This is a genomic window from Blastococcus sp. MG754426, assembly GCF_021699055.1.
Taxonomy (GTDB): Bacteria; Actinomycetota; Actinomycetes; order Mycobacteriales; family Geodermatophilaceae; genus Blastococcus.
In genome coordinates this window covers 63,651-86,878 of the sequence record NZ_SSXC01000006.1, presented here as the reverse complement: position 1 = coordinate 86,878, position 23,228 = coordinate 63,651, and the positions used below count along the sequence as shown (strand labels likewise).

26 protein-coding genes are annotated in these 23,228 nt (G+C 71.8%); 21 read left to right on the top strand and 5 right to left on the bottom strand.

From position 1 onward, the window contains the following. Nucleotides 1–178: 178 nt before the first annotated feature. The 3 genes from E9549_RS04835 to E9549_RS04825 all read right to left on the bottom strand — a co-directional run bounded on the left by E9549_RS04835 (nucleotide 179) and on the right by E9549_RS04825 (nucleotide 3,252). Nucleotides 179–493 carry a rhodanese-like domain-containing protein gene (locus E9549_RS04835; protein ID WP_225232373.1) on the bottom strand — a complete coding sequence of 105 codons (315 nt, stop codon included), beginning with the start codon at nucleotides 491–493 and terminating at the stop codon, nucleotides 179–181. A gap of 990 nt (nucleotides 494–1,483) precedes the next feature. Further along, a complete protein-coding gene (locus E9549_RS04830) occupies nucleotides 1,484–2,173 on the bottom strand; it encodes an ABC transporter ATP-binding protein (RefSeq protein WP_097197012.1) in 690 nt (229 codons plus the stop codon). Continuing rightward, nucleotides 2,170–3,252 (bottom strand): ABC transporter permease, encoded by a 1,083-nt coding sequence (locus E9549_RS04825; RefSeq protein WP_097197013.1) that lies wholly within the window; start codon nucleotides 3,250–3,252, stop codon nucleotides 2,170–2,172. The genes E9549_RS04830 and E9549_RS04825 overlap by 4 nt, the downstream gene beginning before the upstream one ends. A gap of 181 nt (nucleotides 3,253–3,433) precedes the next feature. Here E9549_RS04825 and E9549_RS04820 point away from each other — a divergent pair, with 181 nt between their 5' ends. The 3 genes from E9549_RS04820 to E9549_RS04810 all read left to right on the top strand — a co-directional run bounded on the left by E9549_RS04820 (nucleotide 3,434) and on the right by E9549_RS04810 (nucleotide 5,807). After that, nucleotides 3,434–4,651, top strand: coding sequence for a sensor histidine kinase (locus tag E9549_RS04820; RefSeq protein WP_097197014.1), 1,218 nt, complete (start codon nucleotides 3,434–3,436; stop codon nucleotides 4,649–4,651). After that, on the top strand, nucleotides 4,648–5,283 hold the full coding sequence (locus tag E9549_RS04815; RefSeq protein ID WP_097197015.1) for a response regulator transcription factor: 636 nt from the start codon (nucleotides 4,648–4,650) through the stop codon (nucleotides 5,281–5,283). Before E9549_RS04820 ends, E9549_RS04815 begins: the two co-directional genes overlap by 4 nt. 296 nt (nucleotides 5,284–5,579) lie before the next feature. Continuing rightward, complete coding sequence (locus E9549_RS04810) at nucleotides 5,580–5,807, top strand: hypothetical protein (RefSeq protein ID WP_225232371.1); 228 nt, start codon at nucleotides 5,580–5,582, stop codon at nucleotides 5,805–5,807. 309 nt (nucleotides 5,808–6,116) lie between these two features. Here E9549_RS04810 and xerC read toward each other — a convergent pair whose 3' ends face one another. Both xerC and E9549_RS04800 read right to left on the bottom strand, forming a co-directional pair. After that, the gene (gene xerC, locus E9549_RS04805) at nucleotides 6,117–7,250 is read right to left on the bottom strand and encodes a tyrosine recombinase XerC (RefSeq protein ID WP_097197017.1); all 1,134 of its coding nucleotides are present in this window, start codon (nucleotides 7,248–7,250) and stop codon (nucleotides 6,117–6,119) included. A 311-nt stretch (nucleotides 7,251–7,561) separates the two neighbouring features. After that, nucleotides 7,562–7,783, bottom strand: coding sequence for a helix-turn-helix domain-containing protein (locus E9549_RS04800; protein WP_097197018.1), 222 nt, complete (start codon nucleotides 7,781–7,783; stop codon nucleotides 7,562–7,564). Nucleotides 7,784–8,331: 548 nt separating this feature from the next. Between E9549_RS04800 and E9549_RS04795 the strand changes: the two genes are divergently transcribed. The 18 genes from E9549_RS04795 (at nucleotide 8,332) to E9549_RS04710 (ending at nucleotide 23,222) form a co-directional block, all read left to right on the top strand. Next, nucleotides 8,332–8,784: a helix-turn-helix domain-containing protein gene (locus tag E9549_RS04795; protein ID WP_097197019.1), complete on the top strand. Its 453-nt coding sequence runs from the start codon at nucleotides 8,332–8,334 to the stop codon at nucleotides 8,782–8,784. 399 nt (nucleotides 8,785–9,183) lie between these two features. Then, the gene (locus E9549_RS04790) at nucleotides 9,184–9,591 is read left to right on the top strand and encodes a hypothetical protein (protein ID WP_225232370.1); all 408 of its coding nucleotides are present in this window, start codon (nucleotides 9,184–9,186) and stop codon (nucleotides 9,589–9,591) included. A 578-nt stretch (nucleotides 9,592–10,169) separates the two neighbouring features. After that, nucleotides 10,170–10,487: a hypothetical protein gene (locus E9549_RS04785; RefSeq protein ID WP_236825406.1), complete on the top strand. Its 318-nt coding sequence runs from the start codon at nucleotides 10,170–10,172 to the stop codon at nucleotides 10,485–10,487. A gap of 128 nt (nucleotides 10,488–10,615) precedes the next feature. Beyond that, nucleotides 10,616–11,167, top strand: coding sequence for an SAF domain-containing protein (locus E9549_RS04780; protein ID WP_225236004.1), 552 nt, complete (start codon nucleotides 10,616–10,618; stop codon nucleotides 11,165–11,167). A gap of 14 nt (nucleotides 11,168–11,181) precedes the next feature. Beyond that, nucleotides 11,182–11,985, top strand: coding sequence for a hypothetical protein (locus E9549_RS04775; RefSeq protein WP_097197023.1), 804 nt, complete (start codon nucleotides 11,182–11,184; stop codon nucleotides 11,983–11,985). Next, nucleotides 11,975–13,396, top strand: a complete 1,422-nt coding sequence (locus tag E9549_RS04770; protein ID WP_097197024.1) for a CpaF family protein — start codon at nucleotides 11,975–11,977, stop codon at nucleotides 13,394–13,396. Before E9549_RS04775 ends, E9549_RS04770 begins: the two co-directional genes overlap by 11 nt. Continuing rightward, nucleotides 13,393–14,304 (top strand): type II secretion system F family protein, encoded by a 912-nt coding sequence (locus E9549_RS04765; RefSeq protein ID WP_097197025.1) that lies wholly within the window; start codon nucleotides 13,393–13,395, stop codon nucleotides 14,302–14,304. The genes E9549_RS04770 and E9549_RS04765 overlap by 4 nt, the downstream gene beginning before the upstream one ends. Continuing rightward, nucleotides 14,301–15,215, top strand: coding sequence for a type II secretion system F family protein (locus tag E9549_RS04760; RefSeq protein ID WP_097197026.1), 915 nt, complete (start codon nucleotides 14,301–14,303; stop codon nucleotides 15,213–15,215). The genes E9549_RS04765 and E9549_RS04760 overlap by 4 nt, the downstream gene beginning before the upstream one ends. A gap of 30 nt (nucleotides 15,216–15,245) precedes the next feature. After that, a complete protein-coding gene (locus tag E9549_RS04755; RefSeq protein ID WP_097197027.1) occupies nucleotides 15,246–15,443 on the top strand; it encodes a hypothetical protein in 198 nt (65 codons plus the stop codon). A 128-nt stretch (nucleotides 15,444–15,571) separates the two neighbouring features. Beyond that, nucleotides 15,572–15,916, top strand: a complete 345-nt coding sequence (locus E9549_RS04750) for a TadE family protein (protein ID WP_097197073.1) — start codon at nucleotides 15,572–15,574, stop codon at nucleotides 15,914–15,916. A gap of 26 nt (nucleotides 15,917–15,942) precedes the next feature. Then, nucleotides 15,943–16,338 (top strand): TadE/TadG family type IV pilus assembly protein, encoded by a 396-nt coding sequence (locus E9549_RS04745; protein ID WP_236825405.1) that lies wholly within the window; start codon nucleotides 15,943–15,945, stop codon nucleotides 16,336–16,338. Beyond that, entirely contained in the window at nucleotides 16,335–16,781 is a 447-nt protein-coding gene (locus E9549_RS04740; RefSeq protein ID WP_014375313.1) for a TadE/TadG family type IV pilus assembly protein, read from the top strand. Before E9549_RS04745 ends, E9549_RS04740 begins: the two co-directional genes overlap by 4 nt. A gap of 23 nt (nucleotides 16,782–16,804) precedes the next feature. Then, nucleotides 16,805–20,017 (top strand): LysM peptidoglycan-binding domain-containing protein, encoded by a 3,213-nt coding sequence (locus E9549_RS04735; protein WP_236825404.1) that lies wholly within the window; start codon nucleotides 16,805–16,807, stop codon nucleotides 20,015–20,017. 138 nt (nucleotides 20,018–20,155) lie between these two features. Further along, complete coding sequence (locus E9549_RS04730; protein WP_097197030.1) at nucleotides 20,156–20,647, top strand: hypothetical protein; 492 nt, start codon at nucleotides 20,156–20,158, stop codon at nucleotides 20,645–20,647. A 7-nt stretch (nucleotides 20,648–20,654) separates the two neighbouring features. Further along, nucleotides 20,655–20,912 (top strand): helix-turn-helix domain-containing protein, encoded by a 258-nt coding sequence (locus E9549_RS04725; protein WP_097197031.1) that lies wholly within the window; start codon nucleotides 20,655–20,657, stop codon nucleotides 20,910–20,912. 302 nt (nucleotides 20,913–21,214) lie between these two features. After that, on the top strand, nucleotides 21,215–22,036 hold the full coding sequence (locus E9549_RS04720) for a hypothetical protein (protein ID WP_097197032.1): 822 nt from the start codon (nucleotides 21,215–21,217) through the stop codon (nucleotides 22,034–22,036). Further along, nucleotides 22,033–22,416, top strand: a complete 384-nt coding sequence (locus E9549_RS04715; protein WP_225232360.1) for a hypothetical protein — start codon at nucleotides 22,033–22,035, stop codon at nucleotides 22,414–22,416. Before E9549_RS04720 ends, E9549_RS04715 begins: the two co-directional genes overlap by 4 nt. A gap of 227 nt (nucleotides 22,417–22,643) precedes the next feature. After that, nucleotides 22,644–23,222, top strand: a complete 579-nt coding sequence (locus tag E9549_RS04710; protein WP_236825403.1) for a hypothetical protein — start codon at nucleotides 22,644–22,646, stop codon at nucleotides 23,220–23,222. The last annotated feature ends 6 nt before the right edge of the window (nucleotides 23,223–23,228 follow it).

Here is a 23,228-nt window from a genome sequence, read left to right as displayed (position 1 = left end):
GACGCCGGCGGCCTCGGCGATGCCGAGCACGCGGTCGTAGTCGCGCTGCGGGTCGACCACGAGCGCGACCTCGCCGTCGTGGGCGATGTAGGTGCGGTCACCCAGGCCGGGGGTGTCCAGGGGGAGGACGGTGATCGTCATCGGGGTTCCTCTCGGGGCCGTGGTGGCGTGGTTCAGGTCAGGCGGCGGTGGCGACCGGGCGGCCGGACTCGATCCAGGCGCCGGTGCCGCCGGCGACGCTGGTGGCGTCGATGCCGACGCCGCGCATGAGGGCCGTCGCCTGGGCACTGCGGCCACCGGCCTGGCAGATCACGTAGACCGGACGGTCCTTCGGCAGCTCGGGCAGGCGGGCCGGCAGCACGCTCAGCGGCATGTTCTGCGCGCCGGGGACGTGGCCGGGGCGGTACTCGCGCGCCTCGCGCACGTCGACGACGAGGGCATCGCCCTCGGCGAGCCGGGCGGCAAAGGTGTTCTGGTCGATCTCGGGGATCACGTCAGCTCCTGAAAGTCTGTGGGTCAGATACCCGGGGGGGTATGTGTGGACCAACGGTAGCACCGTCCGACGCATTCCCCCGGGGGCATGTTGTGCGAGCGGCAGAGCTCACCAAGCCAGCGCTGCCTGCACCCCACCTGTGTGGTGGAACACCGGTGTCGACGAGGACCTCCGCCCTCGCGATCACCCTCGAGGAGAAGGAAAAGGACGGATGTGTCGAGCGGTGTCCTGCAAGACATGCGGCAACACAACGTGGGCCGGCTGCGGTCAGCACGTGGACCAGGTGATGCGAGGCGTCCCAGCCGCACAGCGCTGCCCAGGGCACGATCGGCAGGCCGGCCGCGCTGGCGGCGGCTTCTTCTCGAAGTTCCGGCGATCGCGGTAGTCGACGGGCGGATCCAGTCGGTCGGCCCAACGCGCGAAGAGGAGGTGCCGGCTGCCTGAGCAGCCGGCCCCTCGATTCGCGCCGCCTACGCGGCCTTCTGGCCCAGAGGGCGGCGGGTCTCCTCCAGGAACTTCTCGTCGCCCTCGGCGGGCTCGTGGACGTAGATGTCCGCGCGTCCGCATCATTGCAACTCACGGACAACTACTCCGCGCCCCTGCCCCCACCCCGACCCGGGTACAAACAACCGCAAGATGACCGTGAATGACGTAGCGGGACACCTGTGAGAGGTGTCCCGCTACATCGCATCGGAGCGGGTGACGGGAATCGAACCCGCACAGTCAGCTTGGAAGGCTGGGTGACTCCACCCGTGAATCCGCTGGTGACAGCCTCACGAGGTGGCCGTCGTGCTTTCCGCGTGCCTTAGGTGCGATCCGATGAACGAACTCCTGCACATCGTCGCCGGACCACGGTGTGCGCCACTCCGATGACGCCGGCCGAGGCGGAGGGGGTCCGGATGTCTTCCCCCGCCTGGGACACCCCCAACTGCCCCCCAATCCCGGGGCATCGCCTGGTCGCTGCTGGCCGCCGCGGAGGGGTGATGGCCCTCAGCGGTGTCCGGCCGTAACGGGGCTGCGCAGGTGTCCGTCGTGGATCTCGACGATCTGGTCGACGGCGGTCAGGTGGGTGCGGTCGTGGGTGACCAGGACGGTGGCGGTTCCTTGCCGGTGGGTGAGGGTGGTGATGAGGTCCAGGATCGCGGCGCCTCGTTCTTGGTCCAGGGCGCTGGTGGGCTCGTCGACCAGCAGCACGGCCGGCTCGTTCATCAGCGAGCGGGCGATGTTGATGCGCTGCCGCTGGCCGCCGGAGAGCTGGTGCGGCCGGCGGTCGGCCTGCCCGGTGAGCCCGACGGCCTCGAGGAGTTCCATGGCGTGGCCTCGTGCGGCCCTCGGGGCGCGGCCGTCGAGGTGGGCCATCACCTGGAGTTGCTCGGCGGCGGTCAGTGACGGCAGCAGGTTGGGCTGCTGGAAGACCATGCCAATCCGGGTGCGGCGCAGCTCGGTCAGCCGGCTGCGGCTCAGCCCCGTGGTGTCGGTGCCGGCGATGACCACGTGCCCGGTGTCCGGGCTGATGAGTGTGGCCGCGACGGCCAGCAGGCTGGACTTGCCGGAGCCGGACGGGCCGACGAGGGCGGTGATGGTGCCGGCCGGCACGTCCAGGTCGACGTCGTCCAGGGCGGTCAGGCGAGCACCGCCGTCGGGGTAGGTGAGGGTGACATCGGTCAGGTGCAGGCTCATCGGGCACTTCCCAGGGCGGTCAGCGGGTCGACGGAGGTGATCCGGCGGATGGACAGGGCTGCGCCGGCGACGCCGAGCGCGATCATGACCAGCGCCGGGACGGCGACGGTGGCGAGGTCGAGGACGAACGGCACGGCGTGGCCGAGGGCGGCGCCGGCGGCGACCGCGATCGCGGTGCCGGCGACGGTGCCGAGCACGAGCAGCACCACGGCCTGGCCGAGCGCGTCGCGCAGCAGGTAGCCCGTGGACGCGCCCAGTGCCTTGAGGACGGCGATGTCGCCGCTGCGCTGGATGGTCCAGACGGTGAAGAACGCACCGATCACCAGTGCGGAGATCGCGAACAAGAATCCGCGCATCAGCTGCAGGGAGCCGTTCTCTGAGGTGAACGACCCGATCGCGGACAGGGCGTCGTCGCGGCTGACCGTCGTGGTGCCCAGCTCGGCGTCGGCGGCGGCCAGGTCGGCGTCGGAGGTGGTGGTCAGCGCGATGACGGTGGCGCTGGGATCGTCGTCGCCGGTGCTGCCGGTGAGCGCCTGGAAGTCGTCCAGGCTGGTCCACATGACGGGGGTGTGGCTGTAGGAGGCGTCCCCGGCGATGTCGGCCACCCGCAGTTCCTGCCCGGCCACCGTGACGGTGTCCCCAATTCGGGCCTCGAGCTCGTCCGCGGCGGCGGTGGACAGCACGACCGCGCCGTCCCGGACTTGCCCGGCGGACGGGGCCAGGCCGGAGCCCGCCTGCACCCCGAACGCGGACACGCTGGCCGTCCGCCCGTCGGTCTGCGCGCGGGTGGTGAGGATGCCCAGCGGCTCGGCGCTCGTGACTCCGGGCACCCGCTCCCATGCCGTCCACGTGTCGGCGTCGACGCTGGAGACGGTGAAGGAGAAGCCCTCTCCGTCGGCGGGCGCGGCGAACGCGAGGGAGTCGGCGGGCAGGTCGGTGATGGCGGAGGTGTTGGCCCGGGCCAGGCCGGCGGTCAGGCCGGACACCAGCCCGACCAGCACCGTGATGAGCACGACCACGGCGCCCATGAGGACGAAGCGTCCCTTGGCGAACCGGAGGTCTCTCCAGGCGACGAACACGGTTCAGGCTCTCCTCGCTGCACGTGCCAGGCGACGTGCCCGGCGACTGGATCCAGCCTCGCCAGGAGAGGGCATTCCAGGCATCGTGCGGGAGACTGCTCCGGCCAGGCCAGGAGGTGCACGGCCGCCTCAACCTTTCGATGGATGCGGTGCTCGCGCAGCTGCCTAGCCTGGAGGTGCCATGACCCCGACTGCTCCCGTTCCGGTACAGCCGGTGCTGCGCGGTTGTCTGCACCTGCTGGTGCTCGCGCTGCTGGGATTGGCCGTCGCACGCGCCGTCGCCGAGGACGCCCCGCATGCCGGTGCGGTCCTCGCCGCGGCGGTCGCCGTGGGCCTGATCTACGCCGTCGGCCCTGCTCTGCCGTCGGTGCAGCGCTCCACCGCCGCGGCGGCAATCTGGCTGACGATCCTGGGCCTCGGCTGGCTGGTGCTCCTGTACTGGACGCCGGACGGCATCTGGCTGGCTTTCCCGCTGTTCTTCGTCCAGCTCCACCTGCTGCCCATGCGCTGGGGGCTCACCGCCGTCGCGACCACGACTGTCGCGGCGATCGCCGGGTTCGCCTGGCACCAGGACGGCCTCACCGCGCCGATGGTCCTCGGCCCGGTCCTGGGCGCGGCCGTCGCGGTGGCCACCGTGCTCGGCTACCAGGCGCTGTACCGGGAGAGCGAAGCGCGCCGGCGGCTGATCGACGAGCTCACCGCCGCCCGCGCCGACCTGGCCGCCGCCGAGCACACGGGTGGGGTGCTGGCCGAACGCGAGCGGCTCGCCCGGGAGATCCACGACACCCTCGCCCAGGGCCTGTCCAGCATCCAGCTGCTGCTCCGCGCCGCGGAGCGCGCCCTTCCCGGCCGGTCGGACAGCGCCCTCGGTCACGTGCGGCAGGCCCGCCAGGCCGCCGTCGACAACCTTGCCGAGGCGCGGCGCTTCGTCCGGGACTGGACTCCGCCGGGCCTGGAGGTGGCGGGCTCACTGCCCGCCGCGCTCAAGCAGCTGTGCGCGACCACCGCCGATGCCTTTGGGCTGGCCGTGCACGCCTCCATCTCCGGTGTGCCGATCGAGCTGCCGGCTGCCCAGGAGACCGCGCTGCTGCGCATCGCACAGGCGGCGCTCGCCAACGCCGTCCAGCACGGGCAGCCGTCACGCGTCGAGCTGACGCTGAGCTACATGGGCACCGACGTCGCCCTCGACATCGTCGACGACGGCACCGGGTTCGACCCCGAGCTGGTCGCACCGCCCGGCCAGGGTCCGGACGGGACTGGGTTCGGCCTGGCGGCGATGCGCGCTCGCGCGCGCGCCCTGCAGGGCGCGCTGGTCGTGGAGTCCGCGCCCGGCAAGGGCACGGCGGTGGCGGCCACCCTCCCGGTCCCCGCAGGCACCGTCGAGGAGGTGTCGGCTTGACGTCCGGACCCGTCCGGCTGCTGCTCGCCGACGACCACCCCGTCGTCCGCGCCGGCCTGCGTGCGGTCCTGGAGGGCGAGCCGGACTTCGACGTCGTGGCCGAGGCGCCCACCGCCGAGCGGGCCGTCGAGCTCGCCGCCGAGCTGGAAGTCGACGTGGTGCTCATGGACCTGCAGTTCGGCAGCGGCATGGGCGGCTCGCAGGCCACCGCGCTCATCACCGCTCGCTCCGGCGCGCCACGGGTGCTTGTGCTAACCACCTACGACACCGACGTGGACATCCTCGCCGCGATCGAGGCCGGCGCCACCGGCTACCTGCTGAAGGACACCCCGCCCGACGAGCTCGCCGCCGCAGTACGGACGGCAGCCGCGGGCAAATCCGCGCTCGCTCCGGAGATCGCACAGCGGCTGATGGACCGCGTACGAACGCCCGCCGAGACGCTCAGTTTCCGTGAGGTCGAGGTTCTGCAGCTGGTGGCCGAAGGACTGTCGAATCAGCAGATCAGCGGGCGACTGTTCCTCAGCCAGGCGACCGTGAAGTCCCACCTCGTGCACATCTACGCCAAGCTTGGCGTCGATTCACGGACCGCTGCCGTGGCCGCCGCCACCGCTCGAGGGCTCATCCGCCGATGAGACGGTGAGGCGTAGATGCGGGGAACCCGGTGGTTCTATCCCCGATGCGGCGTTCGGAGCGGACTCCGGCTGGTCGGGCGGGGTTCGCCGGCCACCACAGAAGCGCCGTGTAGCTTGCTGACGTGGCTGGCTTCGCGATTCTGTGCGGGCTCGCCGGCGACTGACTCTCGCGCCGGTGGGTCCGAGAGCACGTCAGTCGAGGTCGCTCTCCCGCTGACCAGGGCCCCAACGGCCCGGAGGCATCCATGGCCATCCACCAAGATCTCGTTCCCAGCGCAGCCAGAGTGCGCGTCGTCGTGGCCGACGCGCTGGGACTGCAGCGCGTCCTCACCATGTTGACCGGACGCAACCACGCCTTCACTCGCCTGGAAGCCGAAGAGGCCAACGGTGGTCGGTGGACGGTCACCGTGCATCTGACTGCCTCGTCGCATGAAATGGAACTCGTGACCCTCCGCTTGGACCGTCTGCCCAGCGTCCTGACCGTCGACGTCACTTCGCCTGGCCAACTCGCCGCCACCGCGTGAGGACGTGACCCAGGGCCGACGAGCTGCGCCGCTCCTGGGTCAGCAACATGTTCAGTCAGTCATCCCTGGCGTGCACCGACCCGGCCGGCCGACGGCGGTCGTGGGATTGGCCTCCCAAAAAGGGTGCCCCCAGCTAGGGGTTGACCGGGGTGATCTTGCCTCCCAGCATGCAACGAGGAAGGGTAAAGGCCCTGGTTAGTCGCCTGACCAGGGGCCTCGCCGGTGGGGTGAGTGACGGGGCTCGAACCCGCATCACCAGCGACAAGGTTGAGCTCGTGGAGTGGCTCGATCTCCGGAGCTCAAGCCGGATCAGGCAGAAGTCGTGCCGTCGGAGTGCCTCAGCGCCGCGCTCATGGCGGCGGCGAGCGCGGCATCTCGTTCTTGCTCGGCGCGCTGGTAGCGCAGCGCCGCGGCGGGGGAGGCGTGCCCGAGTCGGTGCATCAATTCCCTGGTGGTGGCGCCGTGCCGGGCGGCGACGGTGGCGCCCCAGCCGCGCAGGTCATGTAGATGGGAGCCAGCCGGCAGTCCGGCCGCCTCTGCTGCTGGAGCCCACACCCGCGAGGCGAAGTTGTTGCGTCGTATAGGCCCGCCCTTCGGCCCCACGAAGACCAGTCCGTGCGCACCGGGCTGGGCGTACGTCGCGAGGTGGTGTTCCAGGTCGCCGATGATGTGCGGCGGGATCGCCACGGCTCGGCGACCTGCGGCCGACTTCGGCGGGCCGTAGGAACGTTCCTGCCCGATCACGTCGATGACCGCGCTCTTCACGCTCACGGTGCCTGCCTTGAGATCGAGGTGCTCCCGACGGAGCGCCGACAGCTCACCGATGCGCAGTCCCGTCCAGGCAGCCAGGAGGATCAGCGCTCGCCAGCGATCCTCGACGGCATCGACGAGCGCCTGGACTTGAGCGAGCGTGAACATCGGTCGCTCACTGGAGCGTTCCTGCCCTGCTCCACGGATGGAGCACGGGTTCCGAGCGATGAGATTGTCGTCGACAGCCGTAGTGCAGATGGCGCGCAGCAGTCGGTAGCACTTGGCCGCTGTGACCTGACCCGGTCCGGCGGGGCCGCTGAGCTTCCCGTACCAGGCCCGGACAGAAGAGGCCTCCAGCTGGCGAAGGGGCGTCGATCCCAGGGACGGGACGATGTGGTTCTTGAGCTGTGCTCGGTAGAGCTCGGCCGTGCGAGGGGCCAGTGGCCGGCCACGGACGAGGCGGGTCTCCACCCAGTGCTCGGCATAGACCTGGAGCGGCTCCTTGCCCGCCTTCGGGTCGATCCAGCGGCCCGAGTCCAGCTCGGTCTGCGTCTTGGCGAGCCATCTGTAGCCGTCGGCCTTGGTCGCGAACGTGGACGGCGCCGAGACTTGCCTGCCCGTGTCATCTGTGTAGCGGGCCTGATAGCGCCCCGAGCGGAGCCGACGAACCGTGCCCCAGGTCCTTCGGCTCACGTCAGCCTCCCCGTGCCTTCGGTTGAGGCGACTGTCGGGCGATTGCCGACCGAGTTGAGGCGGCGACGCCGATCGACTGATGGCCTTCCACGAGTCTCATCGGGGGGCTTGACGTACTTAGGACGACGTGCTCGCCGCGGCAATAGCGGGCGGTGGGCGCGAGGTCGGTGGAGGGGCCGCAGAATCGCCACCCCCACGCCATGGTTGACGAGGGCAGGGACAGGCGCCCAAGTGGCGTGGTGACCGCCGAGAATTTCGGCCCGGCATAGGCGCGCCCCCACGGTCGCTGCCGGTGTGCGGCACGAGTCGAGCTACTCCTCACTCGTGACACGTCCGGCCTCGATGAACTCGTCGAGGATCGAGCGCTGGAGCCGGACGTACTTGCCGAGCTTGACGTAGGTGATCCGCCGTTGAGCGATCAGCCGGCGGATGAACCGCTCTCCTGTTCCCAGGTAGTCCCCGGCCTGGGCGACGGTCAGCAGCTGATTGTGCTGTTCAAGCGACGCGACTCGTTCCGAGGTCGTCGCAGGCATCAGGAACCGACCTGCTGACCGAGGATGGGACGGCCACGGATGCCGCGGTCGACGTCACCGATCGGGGTGCCCCGAGGCCGGCACGGATACCGCGGCGGCTGTGGCTGGGCTGTTGGTCTCATGGCGCAAAGGCTTCCGCGGACTGTTCCGGTATTCCTTCAGTCTTGAGGCCTCGGTTTGGTGGCTCGGCAAGACGACGCAGGCGCTCTCCACAGCCATGTCGCGGGTGCCGGCTTTGTCGAGCATGTCGTCCTCCAGTTCTTCTCCAGTTCCCCTGCGGAGGCAGATGCGCAGTCGGTCGTGGCCCTGCAGAGGGTCTCCAGTGGACGAGAGGTGCGTTGGACGTCGGGAGGATGCCGGCGCAGGCCTCCAGCCACCGCCCGACGTCACCCTCCCGTTGCCCCCTCCGTCGACTGGTGTCGCAGCGTGCCGACACGCAGGCGCGCCGCGCCGGTGACGAGGCGCTTGCCCGATCGGGGCGGGCACACGGCACTAGGGTTCGGCGCCACGGGGCGGGTGTCCACCGATCGGGTGATGGGGGAGCTGCCGTGGCGCGGCCGCTGCTTCGAGGCGACCGCCTGCAGGCTGCCCGTGAGGCCATCGGCCTGAGCCGAGAAGAACTGGCTGAAAATCTGGAGCTCTCCAGTCCGGTGCGCATCCGGGTCTGGGAGACGGGACTCGAGCGTCCGCGACCCCGCTTCGTGCCGAGGCTTGCGACCGCGCTGGGCGTCGACCCCTTGTATCTCCTCGACGTTGACCGCGACGACCCACCTCTGGCGGCTCTGCGCTTGGCGGCCGGATTTGCCACGAATGAGGTGACTGGGCCCGGGTTGTCGGTCATGACGTATTTGCGGCTGGAAGACGGCCGCCCCGGGGCGGATCCCTCGCCCGAGGTGATAGCCGCCATCAGCCAGGTTCTCGGCGTGGACAGCCCGCGAGTGGAGGCGGCCGTCCGCCGCTCTCGCAGGGACCACGCGGCCATGGCGACTTTCGAAGGCTGAACTGGAGAATTACTGGAGAAAGAGCCTGCCTCCCCGGACGATCCCGGTGGTAATTTCCCGCGCAGTTGCCCGGGGGAGGTGCCCAATGGCCCGCACGACGGAGTCGAGTGCGGCATGGGACCGCATGCCCCAGGGACTCGTCCACCGACCGCGGGCAGTCAGCCTCGTACCGAAGCACGGTCTCCCTACCCGGCGCGGGCAGTCGCGATGACCAGGCGGCGGTGGGCGGCTGGTGCGCTCCTTGCGCTACTGCCCCTCGCTGGATGCACGGCGGGCGAGGCCAGTCCGGAGGGCTCGACGCCGAGCGCGACGACGTCTTCGACTTCGCGGACTTCGACGACCGCTCCTGCCACGAGCAACGCGCCGAGCCCCGAAGACGAGGCGGCAACAGATGCCACCGTGGTCGTCAACGAGCTGCTGCGCGTCACTGACGCGGCCAAGAAGGACCCAGGTGCCAGGGACTGGGAGCCAGAGATCCGGCGGTTCTCGGGTGACCCCGCCGCGCTGCTCGCCGTCACGGCAGTACGGGACTACGCAGCCCTCGGGCTCCGTCAGGAAGGCGACACCGCAGTCGACCTGGAGGTCACCGACGTCGACCTAACGGCTCCCGAGGGACCCACCGTGAGGATCACCGGCTGCTACGACAGCGAGAGCACGCGCGTTCTGAGGGTCGAGAACGGGGAGGTCGTGCCCCACGGGACTCCGCCGCGGTACGTCTGGGACATCACCGTCACGCGCTACGAGGCCGAACCGGGATCCCCGTGGCTGGTCAACGAGTTGGACCCGCTGACGGATCGACCATGCTGACGTCGCACCGCGTGGTCCTGCTCGCGATCGCGATCTTCACGGTCTCCGGCGGGCTGAACGTCGCAATGGCAGCTCCACCCGTGGAGTGCGCGCAAAGGGATGCCCAGACCGGGATCTGCCTGGTCCAGGCGACATCCGCGGGACAAGGCGCCGGTGGGGACAACGACGTCAGCCCTGGCTGGGAGCAGCCGGCAGTCGGAGAGGCGCCCCCGCCCAGTTGCACGAGAGCGGTTGCAGATCCTCAACCGTGGATTGGGGACCCGGTATGGGCCGGACATCGTCCGGAAGACGGGATGATCTGGGTCTTCACATGCCCGCGCCCGGTCGGAACCGGATCAGGATTGTGGTCGGGCCTGATCTTCTTGTCGAACGGGGCTGGAGCACCTGGCGCCCCCCCGGTGGACCCTCGCCTCCTCGCTCAGGAGGCAATCGCATCCATGGCACTGAAGGCGCCGGACATCGGGATGGCACCACCGCCGGCTTCCCGGAGCGGATTGGTGGGTCTACCGGTGTGGATGTGGGTCGCACGCACCGCAGGCACGACTGGCCCTGTCCAGGCCTCTGCCTCCGCCGGAGGCGTGACGGTGACCGCCGAAGCTCGGGTCAGCCAGGTCCTCTGGAACATGGGCGACGGACACATCGTCACCTGCGGCCTCGGGACGCCGTACGTGCAGGGCACCGAAGGCGCGTCTCCGGACTGCGGCCATGTGTATGCGCAGGCGTCGAGCCGACACGTACCGGGCGGTGGCCCGTGGCCCATCACAGCGACGAGCACGTGGACGATCACCTGGTCCGGTAGTGGGCTGTCGGGCACAGAGACGCTGGAGCTGTCCTCTTCGGCGGAGTTGTTCGTCGGTGAACTGCACGTCCTCAACCAGGACGGGGCAAGCCGATGACCCGGACCCAGCCGCCGACGACCGGGGCAGCGCCCTCTCCGGCGGAAATGCATGGCCTGCCTCGCGCGCCGGTGCTGCCGCCACCTCGCCGCCGGCGCCGTCCGGCCCTTCTGGCATTGGCCGTGAGCATGGTGGTGCTCGGTGCTCTTGGGGCGACCTATCTGGCGACGTCGCTGGGTCAGACGACCGCCGTGATCGCGATCGCACGCGAGGTGCCGTGGGGGCAGACTCTCACCGCTGCCGACCTCGTAGAAGCAACGATCTCTGCCGATCCGGCGTTGGAGCCCATCCCGTACGTCGACCGCGACGAAGTGATCGGCCTGGTCGCGGCGACCACCCTGGGGCCCGGTTCGTTGCTCACCCGCGACGCCCTGACCGATGAGCGCCTCCCGGCTCCAGGACAGCAGCTGATCGGGGTTGGCGTGTCGCTCGTGCAACTACCGACGACCCCGCTGCGGCCGGGCGACGACGTCCTCCTGGTGCCCGTGGCCGCGGGCAGCGCTCCAGCCACGACCCAAGGAGTTCCGAGCGTGGTGGAAGCGACCGTGGTGAACTCTGGCCCTCCCGGAACCGACGGGCTGCGGGTCGTCGACGTGCTCGTCGACGAGGCCGACGGGCCGGACGTCGCCGCCCGTGCCGCCGCAGGCCTGATCGCCATCGTCGTGGTGGCCGGCGAGTAGGCGGGGCGGCTGCCGTGTTGATCGCACTGTGCTCGGCCAAGGGCGCACCCGGCGTGACCACTAGCGGGCTGGCTCTGGCGCTGTCCTGGCCTCGCCCGGTGGTCCTAGCCGAGCTGGATCCGGCCGGCGGGGACGTATTGCCGGGGTACGGCCGAGGCGAGCCGTTCGCGGGCGGGCTGGCCGACCTGGAGCTCGCGGCGCGGCGCGGCGGGCCGGCCCTGCACCTGGACCGTCAGCTGCTGCGGCTCGACTCCGAAGGACGTGCGCGGCTGCTACCCGGCCTGGCCGATCCCGCCGGCGCCCGACATATGGACTGGAATCGCCTGGCCGCCGTGCTGGCGGCGGTGGAGGACGGCGCCGTGGACGTGGTGGCCGACTGCGGGCGGCGGCGCGCTGAGCACTTCCCGGCCGCCGTGGTCCAACGGGCTGCCGCCGTCGTGCTGGCCACCGGCTCCACGCTTCGCGCCGTGCGTGCGGCGACGCAGGCGATTGCCGAACTCCGAGGGCGGGAGGCGTACCCCGGCATGCTGGGCACGCTGGTGATCGGGCCGGGGGAGCCGTACGGCGAGCGAGAGATCAGCGAGGCACTCGGCGTTCCCTCGGTCGGTTCGCTGCCGCGGGATCCGAAGGCGGCCGCAGTGCTCAGCGACGGCGCGCCGGCGGGCCGGCTGTTCACCCAGTCGCCGCTGCTACGAGCCGCGCGGACGGTCGCGACCCGGTTGGTCGAATTGGCCGCGGCTCACGAATCCAGGTTGACACCACCGCCAGCGCCCGTGCCTGCGCCCGCAACCACGTTTGGGGGCAGCCGTGTCCGCTGACCTCACCACCGACCTGCTCAGCGCGGGCACCGTGCCTCGACGAGCGGACGCATCACCGGTGGCGGTGGACTGGACGCTGGTGCGTCGGCTGCATCAGACAACGGCGACGGCCTTGGCCGAGGAGCTCAAGCGCCGCCCGACGCTCAGCATGATGGCGCAGCATGAGCTGGCCCGCACGCTCGTCCAGGACGGCGTCGATGAGTTGGTCCGGCAGCGGATGCGCGCCGGGCAGATGGTTCCCACGCCGGCCGAGGAGCGGGTGATCGCTGACGCGGTGTTCGCCGCCCAGTTCGGGTTGGGCCGGCTGCAGCCCTACGTGGACGACCCGCTGGTAGAGAACATCGAGGTTCACGGGTACGACAACGTGTGGATCGGTTACGCCGACGGCCGGGACGTCCGCGTTGACCCGATCGCCGACTCGGACGAGGAGTTGGTGCGGCAACTGCAGCACATCGCCGCTCGGCTGGGCCGCGCGGAGCGGACGCTAACCACAGCCAGTCCGCTGCTCACCATGCGCCTGCCTGACGGGTCCCGGTTGGCCGCAGTCATCGAGACAGTGCCGCGACCCCATCTGGTGATACGCCGACACCGGATCCGGAACGTCGACCTCGACGACATGGTGGGTCTGCGGGCGATCGACCGGCCGCTGGCCGAGTTCCTGCGGGCGGCGGTGCGGGCGCGCAAGAACATCGTCGTCACCGGCGCCCAGGCTGCTGGCAAGACGCTGATGCTGCGGGCGCTGGCCAACGAGCTGCCGGTCGAGGAGCACCTGGCCACGATCGAGAAGCATTTCGAGCTGCTGCTGCACGAGCTGCCCGACCGGCATCCGAGGGTGGTGCCGTTCGAGGCCCGGGAGGGCACCGGCGAGCGCGGACCCGACGGCCGCCGCCTCGGCGAGGTGACGCTGACCGAGCTGGTCGAGCAGTCGCTGGTCATGAACGTCAGCCGCGTGTGGCTGGGCGAGGTCCGCGGCGATGAGGCGTGGCCGCTGATCGAGGTGATGGAGGCGGGGGAGGGCGGCTCGGCCTGCACTCTGCACGCCCGCTCAGCCCACCACGCCCTCGAGCGGCTGGCCAACCTGTGCATGCGCGGCCGCGCCGCGGTCACCCCGGAGCATGTCTACCGGTCCTGCGCGTCGGCGATCGACCTGATCGTGCACATCACCACCGTGGACGAACGGTGGATCGGGGGCGAGCGGCACCGGTTCGTTAGCCAGGTCCTCGAGTGCAACGGCATCGGGGAGGGCGGGCGCCCGGCCGTCACCGACGTCTTCGCCCCAGGCCCCGACGGCAGGGCCATACCCGAGCACGATCCGGTGGACCTCGCCGACTACGTCCGGGTGGGCTTCGATCCCGACTGGCTCCGGCCAGGCCACGGGCGCTGGGCTGGCGCTGTCGGGGGACGACGGTGAGCGGCACGGGGTTGCTTGCCGGCGTCTGCGGGGCGCTGCTGATGGGCGGCCTGCTGCTAGCCGCCCACGCCCTCACCGCCCCCGAACCGCCGGCTCGGCCGCGGCGCCGCCAGCCGCGTCCGACGGCGCGGGCCGACGGCCCGGCGGTGCGGCGGCAGCGGGCGCTGTGGGTGGCCGCCGCCGTTGCGGCGGCGGTGGTGTGGCTGGCCTCGGGCTGGCCGGTCGCTGGCGTGCTGACCGGGTTGGCGGTGATCGGTGTGCCGTGGCTGCTGGCGCAGTTCTCCGGCGGCAACGCCACCGTGGAGCGGCTGGAGGCGCTGCAGGAGTGGGTGCGCCGCACCTCCGACGTACTCGCTGCGGGCGGGGGGCTGGAGCAGACGCTGATTCGTTCGGCCCGCACCGCTCCCGAACCGATCGCGGCGGAGGTAGCGGCACTGGCCGCGCGGCTTCAGGCGCGCTGGCCGACGTCCCGGGCGCTGCTGGCCTTCGCCGACGATCTCGACGACGCCGCCGGGGACCTGGTCGTCGCCGCCCTGTTGCTGGGTGCGGAGCTGCGCGGGCCGGGGCTGGCACGGGTGCTGACCGAGCTGGCGGGAAGCCTCACCGAGGACGTAACCATGCGGCGCAAGGTCGAGGCCGACCGCGCCAAGCCCCGCGCGAATGCCCGGTGGCTGCTGCTGATCACCGTCGCCGCATCCGCGCTGGCCGCGCTCAACGGCGACTACCTGGCTCCCTACGGCACGGGAGTCGGGCAGCTGGTGCTGGCCGCTATCGCCGGGCTGATCGTCGCCTGCCTGCTGTGGATGCGCCGGCTCACCGCCCCTGCGCCGTCCCCACGCTTCCTGGTCGATCCCGACCGCAGCCTGCGGGTTCTCGGTCTCGAGCCGAACGAGCTGCCGGTCCCATGAGCGGCATCCAGGCACTGCTGATCGGCTCCGGCGCGCTCGTCGGTCTCGGAGCGTTCCTGCTGCTGCGGGTTGTTCTCGTGGTCGAGCAGCCGCGGTTGGCCGACGCGCTGGCCCGCCTCGACGGGGGCGCGGCTCCTGTCCCGGTCGCGCCGATGCCGGAGGGAGGCGACCGGTGGGCACGCGCAACCGGCCGCGCCGGTGCCTGGGCCGCCGCCCGGCTGCCCGCCGCCGGGAGGAGCGCGCCGTCCCAGGCGCTGACGCTGATCGGCTGGACGCCGGAGGGTTACGCCGCCCGCAAGGTCGGTCTGGCCGCCTTCGGCGCGGTGTTCGTTCCACTGTTGACCGCCGTGCTCGGCATGACCGGCGTCCGGCTGCCGGTGGTGGTGCCGGTGGCCGGATCGCTGGCGCTGGCTGGCGTGTTGTTCCTCGTCGTAGACCTGGTCGTGCGCGACCAGGCCGCCGAGGCCCGCGGTCAGATGCGGCGGGCGCTGGCGTCCTATCTGGATCTGGTCAGCCTGCGCCGCGACGCCAGCGAGGGCCCCACCATCGCCCTGGAGCGGGCCGCCGGCGTGGGGGAGGGCTGGGTGTTCCGACGGATCACCGACGCCCTGGTCGCCGCCCGGCTGGCCGGCGATCCGCCGTGGGACGGCCTGCGCCGAATGGCCGCCGACACCGGTGTTGGTGAGCTGGCCGACGTGGCTGACATTGCCGAGGTCGCCGCCTCGGAGGGCGCGTCGATCGCGCCGACGCTGCGGGCGCGCGCGCAGTCGCTGCGGGTCCAGTTGCTGGCCGAGGAGGAGGCGGCGGCCAACACCGCCAGCGAAAAGCTCACCGCTCCCGTCGCCCTGCTGTCGATCGCCTTTCTGCTGCTCTTCCTCTATCCCGCCCTGGCCCGTCTCATGGCCACCTGACCCGGTGACCCCGATCCGAGAGGAACCCCGATGACCTCGATACTCACTCTCCTGACCGTCGTCGGCGCGCAGCTGCGCGACCGGCTGCGCGATCTCCGCGACGAGCCGGAGCGCGGCTCGCTGTCGGTCGAGCAGGTGATCATCACTGTGGCGCTGATCGGCATCGCCGTCGCGCTGGTGGCCGTGATCGCCAACGCGGTCACCTCTCGGTCGGCCCAGATCCAGTAGCCCGGCCCGTGCCTCACCTCGCCGGCCCGTGTGGCCCTGCGGCCGTGTCCCGGCCCTGCCCTGCTACGGGCAGCCGGGCCGGCGGCGTGGGGCGCCGACGGATGTCGGGCGAGCGCGGTGCGGCGTCGGTGGAACTGGCGGTCGCCTTCCCGGTGGTGTTGCTGCTGGTGATGACGCTGATCCAGGCGGCTCTGTGGTTCTACGCCCGCTCGATCGCGCTGGGCGCCGCCCAGGAGGGCGCCCGCGAGGGCCGCGTGCAGCCTGCCTCGACCGCGCGCGCCCAGTCTGCCGCCGAGGGCTTCCTCGACCAGACCGCGCAGGACCTGCTCGTCGCCCGGAACGTGACCGTGACCGGCTCGCCGAGCAGCATCGAGGTGACCGTCACCGGCAGCTCGCTCAGCCTCTTCCCCGGCCTGTCGGGCTGGTCGGTGACCCAGACCGCCGTCGGCCCGGTGGAACGGCCCACGCCATGAATGCCCAGGCCAGGGAGCGGGGGTCGGTGTCGGTCGAGCTGGCGCTGCTGGCCCCGGCGCTCCTCCTGCTGCTGTCCTTCGCCGTCGTCGCCGGCCGCACCCAGATCGCCGAGGGTGCCGTCCAAGAGGCCGCACGAGCCGCCGCGCGGGAGGCATCGCTCGCCCGCGACGCTGCCACCGCCGCCGCACGGGCCGGCGCCCAGGCGGAGCGCACCCTGGCCGCTCAGGATCTGCGCTGCGAGCGCACCACGGTGGACGTCGACACCGCGGGGTTCCAAGCCCCGCTCGGCCAGCCGGGCGACGTCACGGTGTCGATCACCTGCGTGGTCGGCATGGCCGACCTGTTGGCCCCCGGCCTCCCCGGCTCGGTCACCGTCGAAGCCTCCTTCATCAGCCCCATCGACGCCTACCGCGAACGATGACCGGCTACCACGGACACCGGCGGCCGGACGGAGAGCGCGGCGCCATCAGTGTCTTCCTCGCCGTTCTCGTTCCCGGGCTGCTGCTCATCATCGGGCTGGCCGTCGACGGCGGCGCGAAGGTGGCCGCGACCCAGCGCGCCAACGCCATCGCCGACGAGGCGGCGCGCGCGGGCGGACAGGCCCTCGACATCTCCGCGGCCCTCGCCGGACAGGTGCAGGTCGACCCGACCGCCGCTGTCGCCGCCGCGCAGGACTACCTCGACCGCAACGACGTGCAGGGCGCGGTGACGGTCGTCGACGGCGACACCCTGTACGTGACCACCACGATCACCCAGCCCACCACCTTCCTGGGCCTGATCGGCATCTCCACCCTCACGGTGGAGGGCTCCGGCACCGCCGACCTGATCACAGGGACCGGCCAGAACGGGGGAGCGGGCCCATGACCACGCCACCGCGGGCATTCGACGTGCTGCGCCAGCTGCTCGCCCTTCTGGTGTTGGCGGCCGCCGTCGCCGGCGTCCCGATTGCGCTATGGCACCTCGGTGGCGCTTACCTGCCCGACGAGCTGCCCTCCTGGGTGGAGGTGACCACTGCGCTGAGCGGACCGGACACCGGCGCCGTCTTCCTCGGACTGCTCGTGGTGATCGGCTGGAGTGCCTGGGCGTGCTTCGCCCTGTCGGTGGCCGTCGAGCTCGTCAGTCAGTTGCGCGGACTGCCACCGCTGCGGCTGCCCGGCCTGGCGGTCCCACAGCAGCTCGCCGGCCTTCTGGTGGCCGCCGTCCTCGGTTTCGCCAGCGCACCGCTGTTGGCCGCTCCGGCCGTGGCCGGTCCGCCGGTCGTCGCCGAACAGCCGCTTGACCACGAGGAGCCGCCGCCGGCGCCCGCCCCGCCAGCCGACACCCCGCCTACCGCACCTCCCGCGGCCGGTCCGACCTACTCGGTGCAGCCGCGCGACACTCTCGGCCGCATCGCCGCCCGCTACCTGGGCGACTGGACCCGTTTCGAGGAAATCCTCGAGCTCAACCGCGGCCGGCCCCAGCCTGACGGCGCGATCCTCATCGACCCGGGGCTGATCCGTCCGGGCTGGGTATTGATCCTTCCGCCCGACGCCAGCGTCCCCGTGGTCGACAGGACGGCCGGCGAGGTGACCGTGGGGCCCGGCGACACCCTCACCGACATCGCCGAGCAACACGGCCTGGACGGCTGGCAGCCGATCTACGCCCTCAATGCCGGCGAACCCCTTCCCGGCGGCGGCCGATTCACCGATCCCGACCTGATCCTCCCCGGGCAGGTCCTCGACCTCCCGCCCGTAGACCCGGCAGCCGCTGGCTCTTTTTCGCCCGCCACCCCCGAACCACCGGCTGAGGAGGCACCGCCGCCACCCCCGCCGCATGAGGACGAGCCAGCCGTGCCGGCGGAGCCCTCATCGACCTCCGCCGCCTCGCCGACATCGCAGAGTCCAGCCGAGGAACCGGTGCAGTCGGCAGTCGACGCTGATGCCCTCGATGCCGACGGGGACCAGTTCCCGGCGGAACTGGCGGCCGTTCTCGCCGGCAGCGGGGCACTGCTCGCCGCAGGCGTGGGCGCGACGTGGCTGGCGCACCGCCGCCAGCGGCTGCGCCGCCGCCGCCCTGGCCGACGGCTGATTCCCCTCCCGAAGGGGCTGTCGGCCACCCAGACGGTCGTCACCTCGGCGGCCGACGCGGGTACGGCCGACTACGACGCGCTCGACCTGGCGCTGCGCGGACTCGCCGTCCGGATCTCCGAGCACCCAGACGGGCTGATGCCCGACGTTGTCGCCGCCCGACTGCACGGCGGCCGGCTCGAGCTGCGGCTGCACGCCCCGGCCGACAGTCCGCCGCCCGAACCGTGGACCGCCGATGACACCGGCCTGTGGTGGTTCGTGCGGCTGGACCGGGACACCGGCGTGGCCACCGAAGTGGTCCGGGCTCGCCTGGCGCCATATCCGACCCTGGTCACCATCGGGACCGACGGCGGCGACCGTTGGCTGCTCGACCTGGAACGCCTCGGCGCCGTGTACGTGACCGGACCGGCCGACCGCCGCACGGACTTCGCCCGGCACCTGGCCGCCGAACTGGCCGTCAACAGCTGGTCGGACCACCTCACTGTCACCACCGTTGGTTTCGGCGAGGAACTGCTCGACCTGGCACCGCACCGGGTCCAACCGACCGACACCGCCAACGATCCCGCTCTGCACGCCGCGCTGCGGGAAGCGGCCGAGCGCGACACCGACGACGTGCTGGACGGGCGGTTGCGGGCCGGAGCGGGGGACGGCTGGATGCCGCAGGTCGTCCTCAACCCACAGACGCCAGATCAGGGCGGCGAACTGACCGAGGCCGCCGCTGCTTTGCCCGCCCGCGAGCGGCGCGCCGCGGTCGCACTCGTGCTCGGCGTCGACGCGGGGGAGGCCGGCGACGAGTGGCTGCTGACGCTGACGGACGACGGGTCGCTGCTCATTCCGGCACTGGGGCTGCGGCTACCGGCTCCACAACTGACCGCCGAGCAGGGTCGCGACATCGCCACGCTGCTGGCCTTCGAGCGTGACTCCAATGACGACCCAATCCCCGTCGCCGCCGGCGACCGCCCCTGGCAGGTGCACACCGACGCCGCCGGCGCCCTCCGCAACGACGCATCCGATTCGGGCATCACCGAGCCACGGGTCCAACTGGCCGCCCCGCAGACGGTCGTACGCAGGTCCACCACTGCTGCAGCAGGCGATGCCACGCCGCGCTCGCCGACCGACATTGCCGCCCGAACGACGTCGTCGGCGAGCGATGCCGCCGAGGCGCCGGGGCGTGCGGCGCCAGCCGACATGCGCAGCCGGATCGAGGACGACCTCGCCCAACTCGACCGCGATCTCGCCGACTGGTGGTCGCCAGAATGCGCCCGGCCGCGGCTGACGCTGCTCGGACCGGTCACCCTGAGCGCGCACGGTGATGAGGCGGCCGTCGCCCGGTCCGGGCTGCGGCGCCGTTACGAGGAGACGGTCGCCTACCTCGCCACCCGCCCGCACGGCGCCACCGCCGACGAGGCCGCCACCGCGCTGCAGCCTGCCCGCGGCGGCAGGGCCGACCCGGTCAGCGCCCGCGCCTACGTCCACCGGGTCACCGCCGGCGCCCGCGCCTGGTTGGGCACCGATCCCGCCACCGGCCAAAAGCACGTCAGTTCCGGCCACCGCGGCCGCTACACGTTGACCGGCGTGCTTGTCGACGCCGACCTCTTCCGCCAGCTGCGCGCCCGCGCCGCTGTCCGCGGAAACGACGGCCTGCCCGACCTGCTGGCCGCCCTTCAGCTGGTGTCTGGCTCGCCGTTCGCCCAGCGCCCGGCCGGCTACGAGTGGCTGGACGGCTTGGACCTCACACTCACCGCCGCGGTCTGCGACGTCGCCCACCAGGTCGTCACCGCCGCCCTCGCCGACGGCGACCTGGCCGCCGCCGGCACCGCCTCGGCCACCGCCCTGCTTGTGGCGCCGGACGACGAACAAGTGCTGCTGGACGCGATGTGGGTGGCCTACCACCAGGGCAACCGCGCCGAGGCCGAGACCTACGTCGCTCGCATCGTGGCCGTCCACGACGGTGAGGACGAGATGGACCTGCCCATGAGCACCGCGGAGACCATCAACCGCGCCCGCCGGCAGTTCCTCGACCGTGCCTCGTGACGACGGCCGCTGGCTGCATCCACCACAACGAGGGAAGCGTCCAACCTGGACGAACCGCAGTCCGGGACGTCCGGGACCTTCGCCGGCAGGTCGAGGTGTCGTACCTGCTGACCACACTCGAGTGCGCAGGCCCTCGGGATGGAAGGAGAGACGCTGGTCATCATCGACCCGATCGCCGCCGACCTCGACCTCGACGAGGTAGAGGTCGCGCTGCTGAATGCCGCGGTCGGTGACTACGCCGCCGAGGCCGCCGTGCTGCTGCTCGCCAACGACGGTTACTGGCCGGCTCATCTGCCCGCCGCTGGGATGATCACGGTGGAGGCCGAGCCGGTCGGCGGGCAGATGTGGGCGCGCATTGAGTGGGCCGAGCTCGACGCTGCCCTCGCCGACGGGCGGCTGCCCGGCAGCCCGGAGGAGCTTGCGGTGCTCCGGGTAGCCGTAAGCCTCGCCGACGGCCGGCCGGTCGACCTTGCCGACGTGGTGGTGGCGCTGGACCGTCGCAGACTCGGCCTGGTGCTCGCTGCGTTTGCGCACGCCGCCGGCAGCCACGATCACTGCGCTCCGGCCGGCCAGGGCGTAGACCCCGACCTCCGGCTGGGACCGCTGATCGCCTGGCCGGCTCGGCACTGATCCAGCCATGCCCTATCCGCCGCGGCCACAGCTTCGCCCGCTGCCCGCCTTCGCCGGTACTGCCCGCACCGGCACCGTGCCCAGTCTGCGGCTGCAGACGCAGCTGGAGGCCTTCGTCCTCGCCGAGTACGCCGCCGGCCGCTCGCTGCGGCAGATCGCCGAGCTGATCGACCGTTCGCCCACCGCAGTCCGCCGCGTGCTGGACAAGCACGGGGTTCCACGGCGCGCGGTCGGCGCTCCACGGCAGGGTGCCCAGCGTCCCTGACCGAAACCCGATCGAGGGCCGGCATCCGCCGGCGTGCGGCGTCGGGGCTCCGGTAATCCTCCAGTCGTCCGCCGGTGAGAGTCGTTCGGTACCACCCCAGCGCCGGCACACACTTCACCTCGGCCGATGACCGCTCTCCAGTTTGCTAACTGGAGGACTTCTGGAGGCCCGGACGACACGGTCGGCGCATGCAGAGCCCAACCCCGCGTCGGGGACCGCGGCGCGGTCGGATGAGCCGTGACGCGCCGCCGTCGGGATCGATGGCGATCGCGGACCCACTGACTTCTCGTCGAGCACGGCCGATGACGGTCGAGGCGATGCGCGCGGCCGTCATCGCGATCCGCTCAGGGAACTTCGACGACCTCAACGATCTCGACGTCGTTTGGAGAGGCCAGGCGTCGCGCGCTGCGGGTCCTGTCGCTGCCTCCCGGCCGGCTGCCAGTTCGATCCCGTGGGTGGCGTCCAACGTCGGCGATCCTGTCGTCCTGGTGATGGCCGGTCACGCCGGCGCCGGCGCTTCGACGGTCGCCTTGGCCGTGGCCGAAGGGCTGGCGGAAGCCAGGCGTGTGCAGCTGGTCGACTATGCCGAGCCTGTCCAGTCGGGCTTGGTGGCGGCCCCGGCCATCGAGATGGGCACGGACGGGGCCTGGCGGCGCGGTCGCCGGAATCGACTCGACGTCGTCCGCCTCACTCGGCATCCGGCCGACGGAGTGCTTCCGCCGCCACCAGAGACCGACGACGCTGAGCCCCTGAGGGTGGTCGATGCCGGCTGGTCGCTGACCCGCACGCTGCTCGATCCACCCGGTTCGGTCGTCGGCGGCGCGATGGTCGTCGTCGTCACCCGGGTGACGGTGCCGTCGGTCCGGCAGACCGAGCAGCTGCTCGCCGCCGTCGGCGGCGAGGCGGCGGTCGCCGCAGTGGGCCCGGCCCGCTGGCCCCGGCTGGTGGAGGTCAGCTGCGGTCCGCGGCTTCGTGAGTTGCGGTCGCGGGGGCAGGTGGTCCCAGTGCCGATCGACCGGCAACTGCAGATTGCCGGGCTGACCGGCGACCGGCTACCGAAGCCAGTGGCGGCCGCCGGCCGGTCGTTGGCCGCACTCGTGGCCCCGGCGGGGGAGACTCCGTGACCGCCGGACGCAGGAGCACCGCCGTGGCGGTGCGGGCCGCATCAAGCGTGGTGTTCGTCCTTGCCGGGTTCGTCGTGCTGGATGCCGGGCCGGCGACTGCGACGCCGGCCGAAATCAGCGCGGCGGTCTGCCCCCAGGCACCGCCCGGGATGGAAGCCTTCGCCGACGATGTGACCGCCTGGGTGAAGTGGGGCGTGCTGGCGCTGATCGGCATCGGCGCGGTCGTGTCCCTCGGGTCGATCCTCGTCGGGCGGATCTTCTCCCATCCGCACGCCTCCCGGTACGGGGCCATGGGCGTCGCGGTGGTGGTGATGGTGGCCATCGCCTACACGGTCATCCTCGTCATCCTGGACTCGATCACCGGCAGCGGGTGCACGTGATGCGCCGCCACCGAGACGTCCAGGGAAGCGCTATCCCTGGGTGGGGAGCTGGTCGACTTCTCACGCTGGTCGTGGTCGCCGCCCTCGTCGCGCTAGCGGTCTTGGCCGGCGTGGTCCTCGCAGTCGTTGGGGCGCTGACCGAGGAGTCAGGCTCAGCGCACGCTGCGCGACAGGGAGATTCACTCTCCACGGATACGTCGTCCCAAGATGCCCTGGCCGCGACGCCGATGCCGACCGCCGACCCGGACGACGCGCTGCCAGGTCCGGTGTCGCGGCAGGCGGCGGGTGTCATCGAGTTGCCGCGCACCACGGCCGACGGCCCGGCTGACGTGCCCACCGGCTTTCCCCGCACTTCGGAAGGGGCCCTGGCGCAGTTGGCCGCGATCGACGTGACGGCGATGCAGACCGGCTCGATGGACGGTGTGCGGCGTGTCATCGCCGAGTGGGCTGCCCCTGGCGGCCCGACCCCGGAGTCGTGGTCCGGGGTGGCTGGCATGGCGAGCCTTCTGTCGGCGGCGGGGCTGTCCGGTGCCGGGTCCCCGCAGTTGGCCATCGTTGTCCGACCGGCGATGGGGCTGATCAAGGGAACGGTGGGTCCGCAGTTCGCGGTGGTGTGCGTAAACCTCGAGTTCACCGTCACCGTCGAGCAGACGTCGCGGATCGCGATCGCCGACTGCCAGCGCATGGCATGGGTGGGGGACCGGTGGATGATCGGTGCCGGGCCGGAGCCCGCGCCGGCGCCGTCCGTCTGGCCGGGTACCGACACCGCGATCGCGGCTGGCTGGCGGGATCTGCGCCATGCCTAGCCCACA